The sequence below is a fragment of the Bacillus sp. ISL-18 genome, assembly GCF_018613415.1.
Lineage (GTDB): Bacteria > Bacillota > Bacilli > Bacillales > Cytobacillaceae > Neobacillus.
Genome location: NZ_JAGGQG010000019.1, coordinates 108,469 through 126,793 on the forward strand (window position 1 = coordinate 108,469; position 18,325 = coordinate 126,793).

Annotated in this window: 18 protein-coding genes, 1 pseudogene and 2 riboswitches; of the genes and pseudogenes, 5 read left to right on the forward strand and 14 right to left on the reverse strand. The window is 39.9% G+C overall.

What is annotated here, in order from left to right:
• Nucleotides 1-50 precede the first annotated feature (50 nt).
• A riboswitch (cobalamin riboswitch) is annotated at nucleotides 51-238 on the reverse strand.
• A 124-nt stretch (nucleotides 239-362) separates the two neighbouring features.
• The 9 genes and pseudogenes from ribH to J7E81_RS23745 all read right to left on the reverse strand — a co-directional run bounded on the left by ribH (nucleotide 363) and on the right by J7E81_RS23745 (nucleotide 6,961).
• A complete protein-coding gene (ribH, locus tag J7E81_RS23705; protein ID WP_215046153.1) occupies nucleotides 363-833 on the reverse strand; it encodes a 6,7-dimethyl-8-ribityllumazine synthase in 471 nt (156 codons plus the stop codon).
• 31 nt (nucleotides 834-864) lie between these two features.
• A pseudogene (gene ribB / locus J7E81_RS23710) lies at nucleotides 865-1,491 on the reverse strand (3,4-dihydroxy-2-butanone-4-phosphate synthase); the annotation flags it as partial.
• 27 nt (nucleotides 1,492-1,518) lie between these two features.
• Nucleotides 1,519-2,178: a riboflavin synthase gene (ribE, locus tag J7E81_RS23715; RefSeq protein ID WP_215046157.1), complete on the reverse strand. Its 660-nt coding sequence runs from the start codon at nucleotides 2,176-2,178 to the stop codon at nucleotides 1,519-1,521.
• A gap of 182 nt (nucleotides 2,179-2,360) precedes the next feature.
• Nucleotides 2,361-2,507, reverse strand: a riboswitch (FMN riboswitch).
• Between the two features lie 121 nt (nucleotides 2,508-2,628).
• Nucleotides 2,629-3,099: a GyrI-like domain-containing protein gene (locus J7E81_RS23720; protein WP_215046158.1), complete on the reverse strand. Its 471-nt coding sequence runs from the start codon at nucleotides 3,097-3,099 to the stop codon at nucleotides 2,629-2,631.
• A gap of 112 nt (nucleotides 3,100-3,211) precedes the next feature.
• Entirely contained in the window at nucleotides 3,212-3,571 is a 360-nt protein-coding gene (locus J7E81_RS30980) for a CapA family protein (protein ID WP_215046399.1), read from the reverse strand.
• Between the two features lie 129 nt (nucleotides 3,572-3,700).
• Nucleotides 3,701-5,161, reverse strand: a complete 1,461-nt coding sequence (gene katA, locus J7E81_RS23730) for a catalase KatA (RefSeq protein ID WP_215046160.1) — start codon at nucleotides 5,159-5,161, stop codon at nucleotides 3,701-3,703.
• Nucleotides 5,162-5,447: 286 nt separating this feature from the next.
• Nucleotides 5,448-5,648: a cold-shock protein gene (locus tag J7E81_RS23735; protein WP_215046162.1), complete on the reverse strand. Its 201-nt coding sequence runs from the start codon at nucleotides 5,646-5,648 to the stop codon at nucleotides 5,448-5,450.
• A gap of 102 nt (nucleotides 5,649-5,750) precedes the next feature.
• The gene (locus J7E81_RS23740) at nucleotides 5,751-6,506 is read right to left on the reverse strand and encodes a Cof-type HAD-IIB family hydrolase (RefSeq protein ID WP_215046400.1); all 756 of its coding nucleotides are present in this window, start codon (nucleotides 6,504-6,506) and stop codon (nucleotides 5,751-5,753) included.
• A 152-nt stretch (nucleotides 6,507-6,658) separates the two neighbouring features.
• Nucleotides 6,659-6,961, reverse strand: coding sequence for an iron-sulfur cluster assembly accessory protein (locus J7E81_RS23745; protein ID WP_215046164.1), 303 nt, complete (start codon nucleotides 6,959-6,961; stop codon nucleotides 6,659-6,661).
• A gap of 377 nt (nucleotides 6,962-7,338) precedes the next feature.
• Here J7E81_RS23745 and qoxA point away from each other — a divergent pair, with 377 nt between their 5' ends.
• The 4 genes from qoxA to qoxD are packed head-to-tail and all read left to right on the forward strand — an operon-like array spanning nucleotide 7,339 to nucleotide 11,179.
• The gene (gene qoxA / locus J7E81_RS23750) at nucleotides 7,339-8,310 is read left to right on the forward strand and encodes a cytochrome aa3 quinol oxidase subunit II (RefSeq protein WP_215046166.1); all 972 of its coding nucleotides are present in this window, start codon (nucleotides 7,339-7,341) and stop codon (nucleotides 8,308-8,310) included.
• A complete protein-coding gene (gene qoxB, locus J7E81_RS23755) occupies nucleotides 8,310-10,289 on the forward strand; it encodes a cytochrome aa3 quinol oxidase subunit I (RefSeq protein ID WP_215046168.1) in 1,980 nt (659 codons plus the stop codon). Before qoxA ends, qoxB begins: the two co-directional genes overlap by 1 nt.
• The gene (gene qoxC, locus J7E81_RS23760) at nucleotides 10,279-10,884 is read left to right on the forward strand and encodes a cytochrome aa3 quinol oxidase subunit III (RefSeq protein WP_215046170.1); all 606 of its coding nucleotides are present in this window, start codon (nucleotides 10,279-10,281) and stop codon (nucleotides 10,882-10,884) included. The genes qoxB and qoxC overlap by 11 nt, the downstream gene beginning before the upstream one ends.
• 1 nt (nucleotide 10,885) lies before the next feature.
• On the forward strand, nucleotides 10,886-11,179 hold the full coding sequence (qoxD, locus tag J7E81_RS23765; protein ID WP_215046172.1) for a cytochrome aa3 quinol oxidase subunit IV: 294 nt from the start codon (nucleotides 10,886-10,888) through the stop codon (nucleotides 11,177-11,179).
• Between the two features lie 74 nt (nucleotides 11,180-11,253).
• Here the strand turns inward: qoxD and pssA are convergent, their stop codons facing one another.
• The 4 genes from pssA to J7E81_RS23785 all read right to left on the reverse strand — a co-directional run bounded on the left by pssA (nucleotide 11,254) and on the right by J7E81_RS23785 (nucleotide 15,348).
• Nucleotides 11,254-11,880 (reverse strand): CDP-diacylglycerol--serine O-phosphatidyltransferase, encoded by a 627-nt coding sequence (gene pssA, locus J7E81_RS23770; RefSeq protein WP_251028837.1) that lies wholly within the window; start codon nucleotides 11,878-11,880, stop codon nucleotides 11,254-11,256.
• 93 nt (nucleotides 11,881-11,973) lie between these two features.
• Complete coding sequence (locus J7E81_RS23775) at nucleotides 11,974-12,645, reverse strand: phosphatase PAP2 family protein (protein WP_215046176.1); 672 nt, start codon at nucleotides 12,643-12,645, stop codon at nucleotides 11,974-11,976.
• Nucleotides 12,646-12,772: 127 nt separating this feature from the next.
• Entirely contained in the window at nucleotides 12,773-13,546 is a 774-nt protein-coding gene (locus J7E81_RS23780) for a TerC family protein (protein ID WP_215046178.1), read from the reverse strand.
• A gap of 266 nt (nucleotides 13,547-13,812) precedes the next feature.
• Nucleotides 13,813-15,348, reverse strand: a complete 1,536-nt coding sequence (locus J7E81_RS23785; RefSeq protein ID WP_215046180.1) for a carboxypeptidase M32 — start codon at nucleotides 15,346-15,348, stop codon at nucleotides 13,813-13,815.
• Between the two features lie 220 nt (nucleotides 15,349-15,568).
• On the opposite strand from J7E81_RS23785, the gene J7E81_RS23790 reads away from it, so the two are divergent.
• On the forward strand, nucleotides 15,569-17,650 hold the full coding sequence (locus tag J7E81_RS23790; RefSeq protein ID WP_215046182.1) for a peptidoglycan D,D-transpeptidase FtsI family protein: 2,082 nt from the start codon (nucleotides 15,569-15,571) through the stop codon (nucleotides 17,648-17,650).
• Between the two features lie 209 nt (nucleotides 17,651-17,859).
• On the opposite strand, the gene J7E81_RS23795 is transcribed toward J7E81_RS23790, so the two are convergent.
• On the reverse strand, nucleotides 17,860-18,315 hold the full coding sequence (locus J7E81_RS23795) for a (2Fe-2S)-binding protein (RefSeq protein WP_215046183.1): 456 nt from the start codon (nucleotides 18,313-18,315) through the stop codon (nucleotides 17,860-17,862).
• Nucleotides 18,316-18,325 lie beyond the last annotated feature (10 nt).

Genomic DNA, 18,325 nt, shown 5'->3' on the forward strand with positions numbered 1-18,325 from the left:
TAGAAACCACAGTACGTTTCTATTCTTAACACTCTCCTATCCGCGCAGGCTGTTGGTGTCGAAAACAGGCAGGTTTCCTGGCTCATGATCATCACTTCCTGCGTCTTCCCATCTTTCGACAGTGACATCTGCAGGCTGCTCCCATTTACAGTGGCGGGACCGCGTTGGCTTTAAACCAACTTCCCTATTAAGCTTAGAGTCTAGTAAAGACTTAAGCACCTATTTTACCGTGCTATTTTTTTATGATAGGACTATTATATCGACATATGGCTTCCTTTGTATACACCTATCTTAAAATCATTAATAGTTTAAAATAAGAACAGGCCTTATTCAGCCTGTTCTTATCCTTTACTGCCCGAGCATTACTGTTCAATATTTCTGCACAAATTCGCCATTTCAATGGCTGATACTGCCGAATCCCAACCCTTATTTCCAGCTTTCGTTCCGGCACGTTCAATTGCCTGCTCGATTGAATCTGTAGTAAGAACGCCAAATATGACAGGAATCCCGCTTGCTAATGCAGTTGCATTTATTCCCTTAGCCGCTTCGTTACAAACATAATCAAAATGTGGTGTGGCACCGCGGATTACCGTTCCAAGGGTGATAACCGCATCATACTTTTTACTGAATGCCATTTTTTGAGCAATCAGCGGTAGTTCAAATGCGCCCGGAACCCAAGCGATATCTACGTCAGATTCGCTTACACCATGACGTTTTAACGCATCCTGCGCCCCATCTAATAATTTACCAGTAATAAACTCATTAAATCTCCCGACTACAATTCCAACTTTTAACCCAGTCCCTACTAAATTACCTTCAAAAATATTTGTCATGTTGATTTCCTCCAAGATTCGTTATTTATTTTTCAGCCTTCGTTTTTGACGGGCTTTCTTTTTTGGTTCGATACTCAATCAATGCTTCAATGGTAATCATTTTTAGATTCAATTGATCAGCTAATTTGCGAAGCTGTGGTACCCGTGCCATTGTGCCATCTTCATTCATGATTTCACAAATTACTCCGGCAGGTTTGGCTCCACATAATCTGGCTAGGTCGACGGCAGCTTCTGTATGTCCGTTTCTCACTAAGACACCGCCTTTTTTCGCCATAAGCGGAAACATATGTCCAGGCCTTTTAAAATCCTCCGCTTTTGCATCTGGGTCGAGTAAACTTAACACCGTGGCCGAACGTTCATAAGCCGATATTCCGGTCGTTGAAAATTTATGATCAATACTGACAGTAAAAGCCGTTCCATGATAGTCTGTATTGTGTTCAACCATTGGCTGTAACTCCAGTTTCTTCGCTAATTCTTCCTCTATAGGTACACAGACTAACCCTCTGCCATGCGTAACCATAAGGTTAATAACAGCTGGTGTTGCTTTTTCAGCCAAGGCAATAAAATCCCCTTCATTTTCCCTGTCTTCATCATCACAAACGATAATGACTTTTCCTTCTTTTAAATCCGTTAGGGCTTCCTCTATTGAATCGAACATCTTATCACTCCTTTTCTTTTTCAATCATTAATAAAATCCGTTTTCTTCTAAGAAGCTTTGAGTAAGCCCAGTTTTTTTCTGCTCCTTTGACTGATTGCCAATGTTATTGATAAAATTGCCGACATATTTGCCAATCATATCGCATTCTAAATTGACGATATCACCTGAGCCCTTTAAGCCAATTACAGATTCGGATAAAGTATGTGGAATCAGCGAAAGGGTAAAACTTGTGTCTGACACTTCAAATACCGTTAAGCTTGTCCCGTCTACCGCGACAGATCCGCGTACAATCACATATCTCAGCACTTCAGGATCAGCCTCAATTTCATAATAAACTGCATTTTCCAGGGCTTGTTTTCTTTTGATCATTCCAGTACCATCGATATGACCCGAGACAAAATGCCCTCCAAATCGGCCGCCAGCTGCCATTGCTCTCTCAAGATTGACCCTTGTACCACTTTGGACATGATTTAGGCTGGTTGCTTTGACTGTTTCCGGCATGACATCCACTGTAAACTGCCTATTAGAAAAAGAAGTAACCGTCAGGCAAACACCATTTACAGAGATGCTGTCACCAAGATGTATATCCTGTAGTATCTTTTCCGCTTCTATTGTTAATACATACGAATTTGCCGCTCGCTGGATCTTTGCCACTTTACCTATTTCCTCAATGATTCCAGTAAACATTATTCTTCTCCTTACTTTTGCTTGCCGTTTTCTACTATCTTTTAACACGACTATAAAATCTAAACTCCTTCAGAGTATAAAAAAGACCCTAAAGAAACGAATTTCTTTAGGGTCTTAAAAATGACAATAGGAAATAAAGGGTATTGATAGGCCTATTTTCTGCTCTATCCATTACCCACCATTTTATCCTTCTCCCATCCAGACTTTAACTGTCGGCCCTGGAGTTTCACCAGATCCACCGTTTAACTTATGGTTAAACGGGTCACGGACTAAGAAGCAATCGCTTCATCACCGCCGGTTAGGAATTTCACCTGACCCCGAAGGAAATATTTAGCTTTGTTTGTTATGTTATTATACTAAATGGAAATAGTAAAGGGAAATGCTCCGATTTAAAAATTAAAGTCATGACACACTTGATTTTAGTAACCTTGTTTAAAAACTCCTTCATCACTATAACTTATAGGTTTTAACCGGTAAACAGATCTCAAAATACAAGTCCCCAGAGCTATTTTGCTGCTTATGTTCTTCTTTAAAAATTTCTAACCCTAAGGCATGGTGATCCTGTTCATAACCATATTCTTTCATCCAAGTGATCAGCTGTCGATATGTATTTGCTACCTCATTCAAGCTTCCTTTATGGGTTGTACACACATAGTTTTTTCTCGGAATGGAGAATCCCACCATACCATCCGGTACATTCTCAATTTCCCCAACAGGTTTTGTAACATAATAAGTTAACTCTGTCTCCCTGCTATGAAACGGTGCAATCACCACCGGTTCATTGGTCAGGCATGAGACTTCCTCTTTCCGATCCTCCATTTTAAGAAAAAGATTTGGGATTGATTTTGCTTCAGAGAAGGTACCTGTCCAAGGTATACCAACTACTTTTAGTTCTTCTTTCTCTATCACCTTAATACTCACTTTGAAGACCCCCTTTTTTTACTCATCCTATTTCTATAATTCGAATAATATCCATGAATTCCTTCTTAAATCATTCGACCTTCACAAAAAATTTTTCTACAAAAATTCTTTTTTATAGATTTGTTTTTCCTACAATTGTTTTTTCAGATATATCTCCATTTTCGATTGTTAATCCCGCATAGGACAATCCTTGAAGTTCCTTCCAAACTGTTCGTTTTTCTTGATCACTTTGGTTTACAATTTGGTCGTATGATATCTTATATGGAACATAGGACATCTTCATTTCTTCATTATCAATATCAACATGAAGAATTCCTGTTTGAGCTGCGTTCCCTTTTATATAATTGGGGAATAAAAAGTTTCCTAGCGAATAGGCAATTGGCTTCCCTTTGTAGTATTCAAATCCTTGGAGCACATGGGGATGACTGCCAATTACCCCGTCTGGGCACTTGGGTTTGATCGAAAGGTATATTGCTTAGACATGAAAGCAATTTCCTCCTATCTGAGAACTATTGTAATCAGGAGGACGTAAAAATGCTGTCAGAATTTGTTGAAAAAATAAAAAACAGGCTGTTCCCCTAAAGAACAGCCTGCATTCGATTTACTTTACTTCCTGCGGTATAGCCAATCCCAATCCTTTGGCAATTCGCTCGCCATATTCTGGATCTGCTTTATAGAAATGCTGAATTTGAAGCAATTTGATATCCTCTCGCTCGACCGGTTTCATCGCCCCGACAATTGTATCGACTAATCGAGTTCTTTCCTCTTCAGACATTAAGCGGTATAGATCACCAGTTTGCGTATAATGGTCATCATGGTCGTAGGCAACTTGTGCTGCAGCACCTGTCACCTCAAATGCAGTTTGACGATGTTGGGCAGCTTCTTTAGGACCGCCATAACTGTTAGGCTCATAATAAACGGAGCCGCCGCCATTATTGTCGAACCGCATCGCACCATCACGCTGATAGTTATTCACTTCTGCCTTTGGACGGTTGATAGGCAGGAGGTTATGGTTAGGACCTACACGGTAACGATGAGCATCAGAGTAGGCAAATAATCGGCCTTGAAGCATTTTATCAGGTGAAGCCTCTACTCCGGGTACCATTGTTCCAGGCGAGAAGGTTGCCTGCTCAACCTCGGCAAAATAGTTCTCCGGGTTGCGGTTTAGAACCATTCTGCCGACCTCAATTAAAGGATAATCTTTATGAGACCAGACTTTTGTGACATCAAATGGATCAAATCGATACGTATTGGCATCTTCAAATGGCATAATTTGAACATGAAGCCTCCATGCTGGAAAGTCACCATTCTCAATAGCATTAAATAAATCCTCCGTATGATAATCCGGATTTTCTCCAGCTAATTTTGCCGCCACGTCCGCAGACATATTTTTAACACCTTGTTCACTCTTAAAGTGGTATTTCACCCAGACCGCTTCACCATTCTCATTTACCCATTTAAATGTATGGCTGCCGTAACCATTCATATGACGCAATGTTGCCGGAAGACCACGGTCACCCATTAGATATGTTACTTGGTGTAAGGATTCAGGCGATAGTGACCAGAAATCCCAAACCGCATTCGGATTTTTCAAATGCGTTTTTGGATCTCTTTTTTGCGTATGAATGAAGTCAGGAAACTTGATCGCATCACGAATAAAGAAGATAGGTGTATTATTTCCTACCAAGTCATAGTTCCCTTCCTCTGTGTAAAACTTTACGGCAAAACCACGCGGGTCACGGACCGTGTCAGCTGAACCCAGTTCACCAGCAACCGTAGAGAAGCGGATAAACATTGGCGTGCGTTTGCCGACCCCATTAAACAATTTTGCTTTTGTAAATTTCGACATATCCCTTGTCACTTCAAAATAACCATGTGCACCGGCACCCTTAGCATGAACCACGCGCTCAGGGACCCGTTCACGGTTAAAATGAGCTAATTTCTCCAGTAAGTGAACATCTTGAATTAAGGTTGGCCCTCGTGAACCAGCTGTCATGGAATTTTGATTATCTCCTACAGGGGCACCTGTTCCTGTTGTTAACTGCTTGTTTGTCTTACTCATTCAATCACCTCGTAAACTTTTTTTAAAACTTTTACTAGATTATAATATAAATTCAGTAGAAATCAATACTAAATAATAATTATTATAATCTAATAAATAATATTAAGTCTAACTTGTACTCACTATTACATTCGTATTAAAAAAAGAAGGACGTTATTCCCAAAAATAAGAAATAACGTCCAAAAATTTTATTTGTTTAGGTTAGATGATGAAAACATTCATGTAGGAAGTTAATTGGAGAAAAAAAACAGACCCTCATGGGAGAGAGTCTGTTTTGCTGATAGGTCTATTGTTTTTGAACGTTGACTGCTTGCGGTCCACGTTGGCCATTTTCGATTTCAAATGTAACCTCTTGACCTTCATCTAAAGTTTTGTACCCATCTCCTTGAATAGCTGAGAAATGAACAAATACATCCTCTCCGCCTTCACGCTCAATGAATCCAAATCCTTTTTCACTGTTAAACCATTTTACTTTACCATGTTCCATTTTCGTTGTAGCCTCCTAGCATGTAGCCATATCATAAATTTTGCAAAATAAACTTGCACAACTAGTTTTACCAAGGTGATAACTCTTTATACCAGTAAAATTTTAATTATCTAGAACCCATTTTTGTATCGCTTTAGCGACCCCATCTTCTTCATTTGAGGACGTAATCCAGTCGGCTTCTTCCTTCACCACTTCTTGGGCATTTCCCATTGCTACCCCAAGACCTGCCTCCTTAATCATCATTAAATCATTCCGGCTGTCGCCAACCGCCATCACATTTTTCATGTCAATTCCTAACCTCTCGCAGACAACCGCCAGCCCACGGGCCTTGTTTATTCCGGCCGCATTGACTTCTATGTTTTTTAAAGTCGAATTAGTTAATTCAAATTCCCCCTTTGCGGTGAGTTCATTTAATACTAATTCCCTTGTTGCGTCATCATCAATCGAAAAACCAAACTTCAACCATTCAAAATTGTGAAGATCCTCTGGTAATTCATTATGCAAGGTCCGCACTGTATTAATAGCCCAGAACTTGGCTTTATGCTGATGTGAAAGATCCCACATCCACTGGATATGCTCAGGTTTTACGAGGTTTCTCTCGACTAATTCCCGATTTTCATCCCAAATCTCACTGCCATTTACAGTTACCAAATAAGAGCTGAGCTCTAAGTCATCTGCATGTTCACGACAGGTTAACAATGAACGTCCGGTACTTAAAACAACGATAACCCCTTTATCTTTTGCGTATTTAATGGCTTGACGATTGGCTTGTGAAATACAACCTTTGTTGTTTAATAAGGTCCCATCCATATCGAGCGCAACTAATTTAATCTCAACATCGCTTTTGAAGTTTTCCATTACTGTCATAAACTCCCTTCTCCCATGTTCTTATATAAGATACCACTATTACTAGCTTGATTTCAAAAATGATCCCTCATCAGTTTACATAATATAATTATCGTTACAAAAAAATTCCTGCTGTCCCAGCAGGAATTGGATTATAAATAAACTTAATGATGGTGATGATGTCCTTTTGATGGGTTCGTAATCAGCCACTCTTCATTTGGAACATGGAAAAATTGGATCCAGATATCGTCTAGGTATTCATCATTTTTATCGAGGATGAAATCTATATCCTTATCCGATTTGACTACTTCGTCATTTTCAGTTGGAGTATCAAGCTTCAAATCATAATGGGCATGATCTCCGTGCACACTTGTCACAAAAACGCGGAATAATCTGCCTTCTGCCCCAGACTCTTTCAACATCTTTTTCAATGCTTTTGCCGCATGTCGATTAACTTTTACCTTCATCATGTACTCTCCTCTATTATGTATTCTGCTTTATTATCCCACGATAGGCTCAAAATAGACAATTTTAAAACCTAAATGAGCTATCATATAGCTAAATTGGTAATTCATTTCCCTTTTTCCATTCCATTTCCAGATTAGCATTTTAAATCCTTAACAAATTTGTCACAACTTTTTCAATAAACCTATATAAACATTATGGCGAAATTGTTAATATTGTGTTAGCAAAGTTGTTCTGCTAATGAATATTAGTTGAGAATTAATTTAAATTCAATTACTTGTAATTTCGATGTAAATGTATTATTCTATTGAAGTTTGTGAATACATTCACGTTGGAATTGTGAACAAATGAACAAATATTTTTGGAGGGAAATACAAACATGCTTAAAAAGAACTATATCGTTCCACTTTTGGCTTTATTGCCTGTGCTGCTCCTTAGCGGATGTGATTCAAAAATGCTTGTTTTTGATCCAAAAGGGCCTGCAGCAAGAGAAATTCTTGACTTAATTAACTGGTCATTAGTCTTTATGGCTCTTGTGGTAGTTGTTGTATTTGGTTTATTCGGATACATCGTTTGGAAATACCGTGCAACACCTGCAAATAAAGACTATGAGCCTCCAGAGGAACACGGCAGTACCAAATTAGAATTGATTTGGACTTTTATTCCAATTCTAATTGTTATTGCTCTCACGATTCCGACTGTAAAAACGATTTACAAGCTTGAAAAGGTTCCGGCTGGGTATGAAAATAAGAAGCCGATTACGATTAACGTGACCTCAGCTGACTGGAAGTGGATTTTTAGTTATCCGGAACAAGGAATTGAAACGGTCAATTATGTGAACATTCCTGCTGGCACACCTGTTAAGTTTAAATTAACATCTGCCGGTACAATGCAATCTTTCTGGGTTCCGCAATTAGGCGGTCAGAAGTATACGATGAATAAAATGGAAACTGAATTGTATCTTACTGCCGATGAAGTTGGAGAGTACTTAGGAAGAAACACGAACTTTAACGGAAGAGGCTATGCTGATATGGAGTTTACCGTTGAGGCAAAGTCTACAAAAGACTTTCAAAAATGGGTTAAAGATGTAAAATCTAAGGCTCCTAAATTAACGGAGAAAAAATACGACGAATTGTTGAAACCAACCCATTTAGGACGTGAAACCTTCGTCGGTACACATTTGCAATGGGTTGACCATGGACAAATGAACTCAAAAACGTATACGGATCCAAAATTATATGAAGTCCATGGCGTAAAAGGTCAAATCTTTAAGGATGAAGAGCCTTCTACCGAGACATCAAAAGAAACATCCGATAGCTCGAAAGATAATTCAAATGGAGGTGAACAATGATGGGCAACATAAATTGGCATGATTTCTTTATAGTCGGCAACCCGCTCATCCTAGGTTCCCAGATTGCTATTTTACTAACTGTTATTGGTATTGTAGCTTTAGTAAGTTATTTAAAAAAATGGAAGTGGCTATGGCGCGAATGGCTGACCACTGTTGACCATAAACGAATAGGGATTATGTATATCCTTTCGGGTGTGTTAATGTTTTTCCGCGGTGGTGTGGATGGACTTTTAATGAAAGCCCAAACCTCACGTCCGGAATTAAAGTTTTTAGATGCGCAGCACTACAATGAAATTTTTACAACACACGGCGTTATCATGATTCTTTTTGCAGCGATGCCATTATTAATTGGGATTATGAACGTGGTTGTTCCTTTACAAATTGGGGCACGTGATGTTGCGTTCCCACAATTGAATGCACTAAGCTTTTGGTTATTCTTTGCAGGTGCGATGCTTTTCAACATTTCGTTTGTTATCGGCGGATCTCCTGATGCAGGTTGGACTGCCTACTTCCCTCTAGCGGGTAAAGAATTTACTCCTGGTATCGGGAACAACTATTATGCGGTCGCTTTGCAGATTGCAGGTATCGGTACCCTGATGACCGGTATTAACTTTGTTGTTACAGTTCTAAAGATGAGAACAAAAGGCATGGGCCTTATGAAAATGCCAATGTTTACTTGGACTTCTTTTATTGCGTCTGTAATCATTGTGTCGGCTTTCCCAATTTTCACAGTGGCCCTAGCGCTGATGACTTTTGACCGTATTTTCGGTACTCATTTCTTTACATTAAGCGGCGGCGGAATGGATATGATGTGGGTTAACCTATTCTGGTTATGGGGACACCCTGAGGTTTATATCGTGGTACTTCCAGCATTCGGTATGTTCTCTGAGATCATTTCAACTTTCTCTCGCAAATCCCTTTTTGGTTATAAATCAATGGTATTTTCGATTGTCGGTATTGCAGCTTTAAGTATGTTAGTATGGGTGCACCACTTCTTTACAATGGGTTCAGGCCCTGCTGTTAACTCCGTATTCTCCATCACAACGATGATGATTGCGATCCCGACAGGAGTTAAGATGTTTAACTGGTTATTCACGATGAGAAAAGGCCGGATTCAATTTACGACAGCGATGCTTTGGGCACTTGCATTCGTTCCTTGCTTTATCATCGGTGGTGTCACAGGGGTTATGCTTGCAATGGGTGCAGCAGATTATCAATATCATAACACCCTATTCCTTGTTGCTCACTTCCACTATGTATTAATACCTGGTGTCGTGTTCGCAGTATTCGGTGCGCTATATTACTGGTGGCCAAAAATGTTTGGTCATATGTTAAATGAAAAGCTTGGTAAAATTCATTTCTGGTTATTTGTCATTGGTTTTAACGTAACATTTATGCCAATGTTCTTCCTTGGACTTGATGGAGCGGTACGCCGTGCGTACACATACTCTGCTGAATCAGGATTTGCTCCATTGTTCTTAGTTTCTGCTATTGGTGCGGTTATTTTAGCCGCTGGTTTTGCGGTTCTTTGCTATAACATTTACTGGAGTGCAAGATATGCAGACCGTAATATTTCTAACGATCCATGGGATGCAAGAACATTAGAATGGGCAACTGCTTCACCTGTTCAATTCTATAACTTTGCTAAACAACCAGAAGTAAAGTCAATCGATGCTTTCTGGTATATGAAAAAGCATAATGAAGGTCTTACTTTGAAAGACGAAGAAATTGAAGAAATTCATATGCCTAGCAATTCAGGTCTGCCATTCTATATGGGGGTTATCTTCGGAGTTGCCGGTTTCTTCCTTGTCTTTGAATGGAAGATCGCTGCCCTTGTGGCAACTGTCGGTATCCTTGGCGGATTAATCGTTCGTTCTTTCGATTATAATGACGGTTTCCATGTAAAAGTAGATGAAATTAAACAAATTGAAAAGGCATGGCGCGGTAAAGATAAAGGGGTGAACAACCATGTCAGCTAATGTAAATACAGCTTTACCACTTGAATATCAAACAGAACAAAACCGTATGAACATTCTTGGCTTCTGGATTTTCCTAGGAGCCGAGATTATCCTCTTCGGTACACTTTTTGCAACTTTCTCGGTCCTTAATGCACGATATGCGGGTGGTCCTACTCCACATGATCTTTTTGAAATTAAGGGTGTAATGATTGAAACCATTTTGCTGTTAACAAGTAGTTTTACCATGGGTCTTGCTATTTATGAAATGCGCCGGAATAATCGTAATGGGTTAATTCTATGGTTTGTCATTACCCTGCTGCTTGGTGCAGGCTTCGTATTCTTTGAAGTAACTGAATTTATTAATTATGTTCATGAAGGTGCTACTATGCAAACCAGCGCTTTCTTATCTAGCTTCTTTGTCTTGCTTGGTACCCACGGGCTTCACGTAAGTATGGGTATTGGCTGGGCAACAATGGTTATTATTCAATTATTGCAAAGAGGTTTAACACCTGTTACTGCAAGAAAGACGTTTATTATCGGCCTATACTGGCACTTCTTGGATGTTGTTTGGATCTTTATCTTCACATTTGTGTATTTAGCAAGGATGGTGGCATAAGATGGCTAAAAATACAAAAGGATTTCCGTTAACTCACGTCTTGGGCTTTATCGCTTCGTTGGTACTTACCTTCGTAGCCCTTTTCGTAGCCTTAAAAACCTCTCTTTCCTTCAAAACGATTATTTGGGTGATTGGCAGCTTAGCCGTCATCCAAGCTGCCCTGCAGCTCTTCATGTTCATGCACTTGAACGAAGGTGAAGACGGCAAATCAAATATCATCAACATCGCTTCCGGAGTGTTTATTGCATTCGTAGCGGTAGCCGGATCCATTTGGGTCATGTCATTCGGAATGTAAGTTTAAATAGTGATAACAGTAATAAAGGTGACAGGCACCATGTGAATTCTCACATGGTGCCTGTCACCTTTTCTTTATTTTGTCGTGTGTTTTCTTTTTGTCCGGACCATTTGGTAACCAATAAAGGCTACATAAAGTGGGATGGCTACATAAATGAAGTATGGAAACCGGTGCTGTTCTTTTTTAAAGACAATGTAGATTGCATATCCCAGGAAGAGAGTAATAATGATTCCATATTTAGGCAGAGGTATTTCCTTTAAGCTCGGGATTTTAATGGTACTCACCATCAAAATGCATAATACGAAAAAAGCAATCACAAAAATGAACCCTGGCATTTTTAATTGAAATAAGGTTAAAAGGGTTAACAGGCCGCCTGCTGCTGTAATCGGAACACCTGTAAAATGTTTTAGTGAGGATTTAACAGCGTTGATATTAAACCGAGCTAACCGATAGGCGCCAAATAACGGGAATAGTCCGGCAACAGCCATCCCTAGTATGCCAAAGGAAGAAAAGTACGAATAATAGGCCATCATCGCAGGAGCTACTCCGAAGGTCACAATGTCGGCCAAAGAGTCCAATTCCTTCCCTAATTCACTATCCGCACGCAGCATTCTGGCAATCCGGCCATCCATGCTGTCAAGCATCATCCCAATCAAAATTAGAATCGCTGCATTCTTGTAATCCCCTTCTGCGGAGCTCATGACAGATAAAAAACCAAAAAATAAATTTGCAAGTGTAAATAAGTTAGGAATACTGTTTCTGATAATATGTATCACTCCAAAAAAATAATAAAATTAGGCAGGTTCTTTTTGCCGGTTATGCTTTTTATTATAACGCTTTTCTTTGTAAATTTGGAAAAACAAAATGGCTGTTCCCACCCAAAAGCCACTTGCAAAATACCCGCCAATAATATCACTTGGGTAGTGAACCCCGAGATAAATTCGACTCGTCCCTATCATTACAATCATAAGTATGCTTCCCACTAATAAAATAGCGCGGCCCCATCGATATGGAATGTGACGCCAAAGCAAAAAAGTGATGGTTGCATAAACTGTAAAAGCATTCATCGCATGACCACTGGGAAAACTAAAGCCGCCAATCTCAATTAATCGATGAAAATCAGGACGTATTCGATGAAAAAATTGCTTTAAAAGTTGATTAAGTATGGCTGAACCGATAACAGCATACACAAATAAAATGAGTTCCAGGCGATGATGCAGAACTTTATATAGAAAAAATAACAAGATGAGACTTAACACTACAACAAATGGTGTTGAACCAACAAAAGTTAAAAACTTCATGATCCGAGTAAGGGCGGGCGTTTCCCATCCTTGGACATACCCAATAATGGTGCTGTCAAAACGAATAATTTTATGGTCACTAATCCATAAAGACATAAAACAAAAACCAATTATAGAGGCTAAACTAATTAGGAACGCCAAGGTTAAATGTGATTTTAATTTCATGAATGATCCCCTTTAGACGCTAATGTGTCCTACCTTTAATATCTCTTTTACTTGGAATAGTATGTGAAACATAAAAGGACACTACCTTAGAGAATAAAGGAAAACTCGCCAAATGGCGAGTCCTTTCTTAAACATTTGCTTTTTTTGTTTCTCGGTGCTCTCTTGAAAAGACCCATCCTGCTGCTGCAATTCCAACTAACACCAAATAAAAGCTTACCTTCCATTCCGTGGAATGGGCAAATTCTTCATTTAATATAGCTAATGATGGATGTGACAGTGTATATACGGCAAGCTTTACTCCTACCCAGCCCACAATCGTAAAGGCAGCAATTTCAAGTCCAGGTCTCCGTTCCAACAGTTTTACGAATTGATTTGCCGCAAATCGCATGATGACAAGGCCAATAATACCACCAGCGAATATGACAAGGAATTTACCACCATCAAGGCCGCCGATATTTGGAAGCGGCGTGTCTGGAAGAACCACTGCCATCGCTACGGCTGCCAGAATTGAATCAACGGCAAAGGCAATATCGGCTACTTCCACCTTGAATACCGTCATCCAAAATCCGCTGCTCTTCTTAGGAACTGTTTCAACCTTGTCTTCTCCTTTCTTCTTAACTACTTTCCGGAAAATATGGTTTACTGCCATAAAAATTAAATATAGTGCTCCAATAGCCTGCACCTGCCAAACGTCTACAAGGTACGAAATAACAAATAAAGAGGCAAAACGGAATATAAACGCCCCTGCTAAACCATAGAACAATGCTTTTTTTCGGTCTTCTTCCGGAAGATGTTTGACCATAATCGCTAGGACGAGGGCATTGTCTGCTGCTAGCAGTCCTTCTAAAGCGACCAAAATGAGTAACACCCAGCCATATTCCAATAATAAAGTAACATCCATACCTAATTCCTCCCTTAGGGTCCATTTTTTCAAATACTCCCTTACGCCATAAAAATAGGCCTTTACTGTAACAGTAAAGGCCTAAAAAACACAGAAAAGACCTTTACAGTAAAGTAAAGGTCTTGCTAACAACGTTCATGTTGCCAATAAACCCGGAGAATGTTAATTCTCGAAATGACGACTTTATTGTAGCAGCTACTCCCCTTTAAAAGGAAATATTTAATTACTATTAATATACTAAACTGGGATAAAGATGTCAATGCTTTTTATAGGCCATATACCTCTGTATATTTTTTCTCCAGATATTCGATGAGGTAATCGGCATTTAACTCCTCACCAGTTACTTTAACAATTAACTCATTCGGAGTATAAAGTTTTCCATACTGATGGATATTCTCCTTCAACCAGTCTTGAATTATCTCAAGCTTGCCGTTTTCAATCTGGCTGTAGAGATCCGGGATGTCCTGTTGAATGGTGCGGAGAATTTGCGCTGCATATAAGTTTCCTAATGAGTACGAAGGAAAATAGCCAATTCCGCCAAAGGACCAGTGTACATCCTGCAAGACTCCTTCTGTATCTGTACTAGGCGTAATCCCCAGGTAATCCCTCATTTTCTGATTCCAAATCACCGGTAAATCCCTAGCTTCAATTTCTCCGCCGATTAAGGCTTTTTCGATTTCATAGCGCAGCATAATATGCAGGTTATAGGTGAGTTCATCTGCCTCTACACGAATCATTGAAGGCTCAACGGTATTAACAGCCCGATAGAATTCCTCCTCCGTCACATCCTGCAATTGAACGGGAAAATACTCGGCAAGCTTTGGAAAAAAGAAATGCCAAAATTCCCTGCTGCGGCCGATCATATTTTCTAAAAATCTCGATTGTGATTCATGAATTCCAAAAGATGCCCCACTCTGGAGTACGGATTCTTCGTAGCTTGGATTGATATGCTGTTCATAAATGCCATGACCTGCCTCATGAATCGTCCCAAATAATGCCGAGCGCACATTTTTTTCTAAATAACGCGTTGTTAAACGGACATCTCCAATATTAACGGTTTGCGCAAACGGGTGGACTGTTTCATCAAGTCGCCCGGCCTGCATATCAAAACCAATCAAAGGTAAAATAAACCGATTAAAGGCCTTTTGTTTTTCAATCTCAAAGGATTGATTAAACATCTCCACTTTTGTTGGTTGACCATCCTTCCTGATTCGGTTTAATAAGTGCACACTAGATTTCCGCAATTTTGCAAATAATGGATCCAATCTTTTCACCGTTAATCCTGGCTCATACTCATCGAGCAGAGCATCATAAGGGTGGTCATCATAGCCATATATTTCAGCAAATTGGCGTTTGTAGTCAATTATTTTTTCTAAAAAGGGCAGATAGCTGGCAAAATCATTGTTTTCTCTAGCTTCTTCCCAAGCATCATTGGCCTGAGCAGTTAGAATACTATATTCCTTGAACAAATCAGCAGGTATAGCTTGAGATTTTTGATAATAATTGTGATATTCGCGTACTTTTGCCTTTGTCACTTGGTCCAACTGAGACCGATTTTCTTTTAGAGTAAGTGTTTCTAACAATTGGCCCATTTCCGGTGAAACCGACAACTGAAAGATTTCGGTTCGTAAAGTTCCGGTGGCTTTGGCAAAAACGCTGCGGCCTTTTTTCGGCGCCATCACTTTTTGGTCCCAATCAACTAATCCCAAGATACTAGAGTAGTGCGTTATTTTCTCGTCCAGCTGGTTAAATTGTTCCAATGCCTTTTTTAATGAGGATGGTTGAACCATGTTCTGCTCCATTTATAGACGACCCCCTATCTGACTTCATACTCATTTATTATAAAGTAAAAATTCAAATATTAGTGAAGTTTCTAAAAACTCACTTCTTTTAGTTTTTAAGGATCCTGCCCCATTACTATGCTAGAAAATAAATGGATTACCCAAATTCACCTATATTTCTATTACAATCAGGCATAATAAAGTAATGGAAACTATTTGAATAAAAGGATGTGCGACCCATTTGGAAAAGCAGAAAAAGAAAAAATCTCATTTTCCTTTTCGCTTAAATTTGCTTTTTTTTGGAGTGTTTTTTTTATTTTCTGTTCTAATTCTAAGATTAGGTTTCGTTCAAATTGTTTACGGAGAAAACTTTAAAAGGGATCTGGAAAGGAAAGAAGATATAACTGTCAGTAACCCTGTCCCTAGAGGTAAGATATTTGACAGAGATTATCAAGTGGTTGTTGATAATGTCCCCAAGAGCGCCATTTCCTTTACCAATGAAGGCTTTAGTCAGACAGATATGCTGAAAACAGCTGCGAATCTTGCAAAGCTCATTGAGCAAAAAACAGATATGATCAGTGAGAGGGAAAAGTTAGACTTTTGGATGATGAAGAATCCTGAACAAGCTGACGCCAAAATATCGGAACAAGAAAAAGCTTTATATGCTAACAAGAAACTAACAGATCAAGATCTTTACAAATTAAAATTGGCGAGAATCACAACCGAAGAATTAAATCAATTAACACCTAATGATCTTGAAATATTAGCGATTTATCGGCAATTTAGCAAAGGCTATAAATTTATCCCGGAGATGGTTAAGAATGAAGGTGTCACCGAGAAGGAATATGCCGTTGTCAGTGAAAATCTACAATCCCTTCCTGGGGTGGAAACGACCACGGATTGGGACCGTTCCTATGCCTATGGCAATACATTAAGGTCTGTTTTAGGAAACGTGACGAATTCCGGAGAAGGTCTTCCTGCGGATCAGTTAGAACATTTTTTGGCCAGAGGCTATAACCGAAATGACCGGGTTGGAAAAAGTCAACTGGAAATGCAATACGAGGATGTCCTGCACGGAACTAAATCAAAGGTAAAAAATATCACAGACAAAGCAGGCAATGTCATTGAAACCGAAACCGTGTTGGCAGGCAGCAAAGGTAAAGACCTGGTGTTATCTATTGATATGGATTTGCAATCCGCTGTTGATAAAATTATTGAAGAAGAGCTTTGGGCTGCAAAGAGATGGCCGGGGACCCGATTTACCGACCGGGCCTATGTGGTCTTAATGGATCCCCACACCGGGGATGTACTCGCGATGTCAGGAAAAAAAATCGTCAAAGACAGGAAAACTGGAAGAGCAGCTATGATAGATGATGCGCTCGGAACGTTTACGACCACCTATAGTGTAGGCTCTACTGTAAAAGGGGCTACGATTTTAACGGGATATAAAACAGGCGCTATTTCCCCAAATACTTATTTTGATGATGCTGGAATTAAGATTAAAGATACTCCAATCAAAAAATCCTATGCTTATCTAGGCCGCTTAAATGAAATTACTGCGTTAAAGAAGTCGTCAAACGTATATATGTTCCGTACTGCGATAAGGATTGGCAAAGGCCATTATGAATACGACAAGCCGTTAAACTTCTTAAATAAACAGGCGTTTGAAACAATTAGAAATTCGTTCGCCTCCTTTGGATTAGGTACAAGAACGGGAATTGATTTACCAAATGAGCAGACAGGTTTCAAGGGCCAAAGCAGGCTTCCTGGTTACTTACTTGACCTCGTGATTGGACAATACGATACCTATTCGGCAATGCAGCTTGCACAATATGTTTCAACGATTGCGAATGGAGGCTATCGGATGCAGCCGCATATCGTAAAAGAGATCCGGGAATCGGCCAGCGATGGAGAGGCGCTGGGCCCAATGCTGAAGGAAATCAATCCGACCGTTTTAAATACGATTGATGTAAAAAAAGAATGGCTGAGACGTGTACAAGTTGGATTTAAAAAAGTGATGCAGGAACCTGGCGGAACTGCTTACAAATTTTTTAAAGGTGCCCCCTACTCCCCTGCTGGTAAAACAGGAACGGCTGAGGCTTTTTATGATGGACCCTTACGCAGCCATTTTGGCAAAGAGCCGCCGCCAGTCATGAATTTAAGTCTGGTAAGTTATGCTCCCAGCACTCATCCAGTGGTCGCGATGGCTGTGATCGTACCTTGGGCATACGATGGCAAAGATGATAATCGGGCGAATCTAAAAATAGGCCGCCGCGTTTTGGATACCTATTTTCAAATTAGAAAAGCGCAAGCGCCCGATTAGCGACGTATGGACTGGAGCCCATCGACTGAGATAAAGGAAACACGAAGAGCGTTAGCGATTCGATGTTGACTTATCGTAGGGAGATGGGCGAAGTACACTAGTCGCTGGGCGCTGGAGCTGGACATGAACAAGAAATAGGGTGCCATTTGCACCTTATTCTTGTTATTGGGAAAAGAAAAACGCCTAGCGGCTAGTTTGACTAGACACTGCTAACTTTTTCGTAACACTGATTTTACAGCTTTTTCTATCTCTGCATAACTCGTGCAGCGGCATATATTGGATTCCAGCCATTCCTTTATCGTTTCATCATCCGCATCAGGATGCTGTTGGATTAACGAATGACAATTCATGATAAATCCAGGTGTACAATAACCGCACTGAAAGGCAAAATGTTCGATAAATGCTGTCTGAATCGGAGCTCCATTCAGACCTTCAATTGTCGTCACTTTTTTCCCTACTGCTTCCACTGCCAGCATCAAGCATGACTTCATCGGCCATGAATCAATATTAATCGTACATGCGCCGCAGTCACCATTTAAACAGCCGGGTTTTGCCCCAGTCAGACCAAGATAACTGCGAAGAGCATACAAAAGAGTATCAGCCGGACTGACCGATAAAGTGTGACTTTCGCCATTCACATCCAACGTAATAGGATAGCTTCTCAAACCCTTTCTC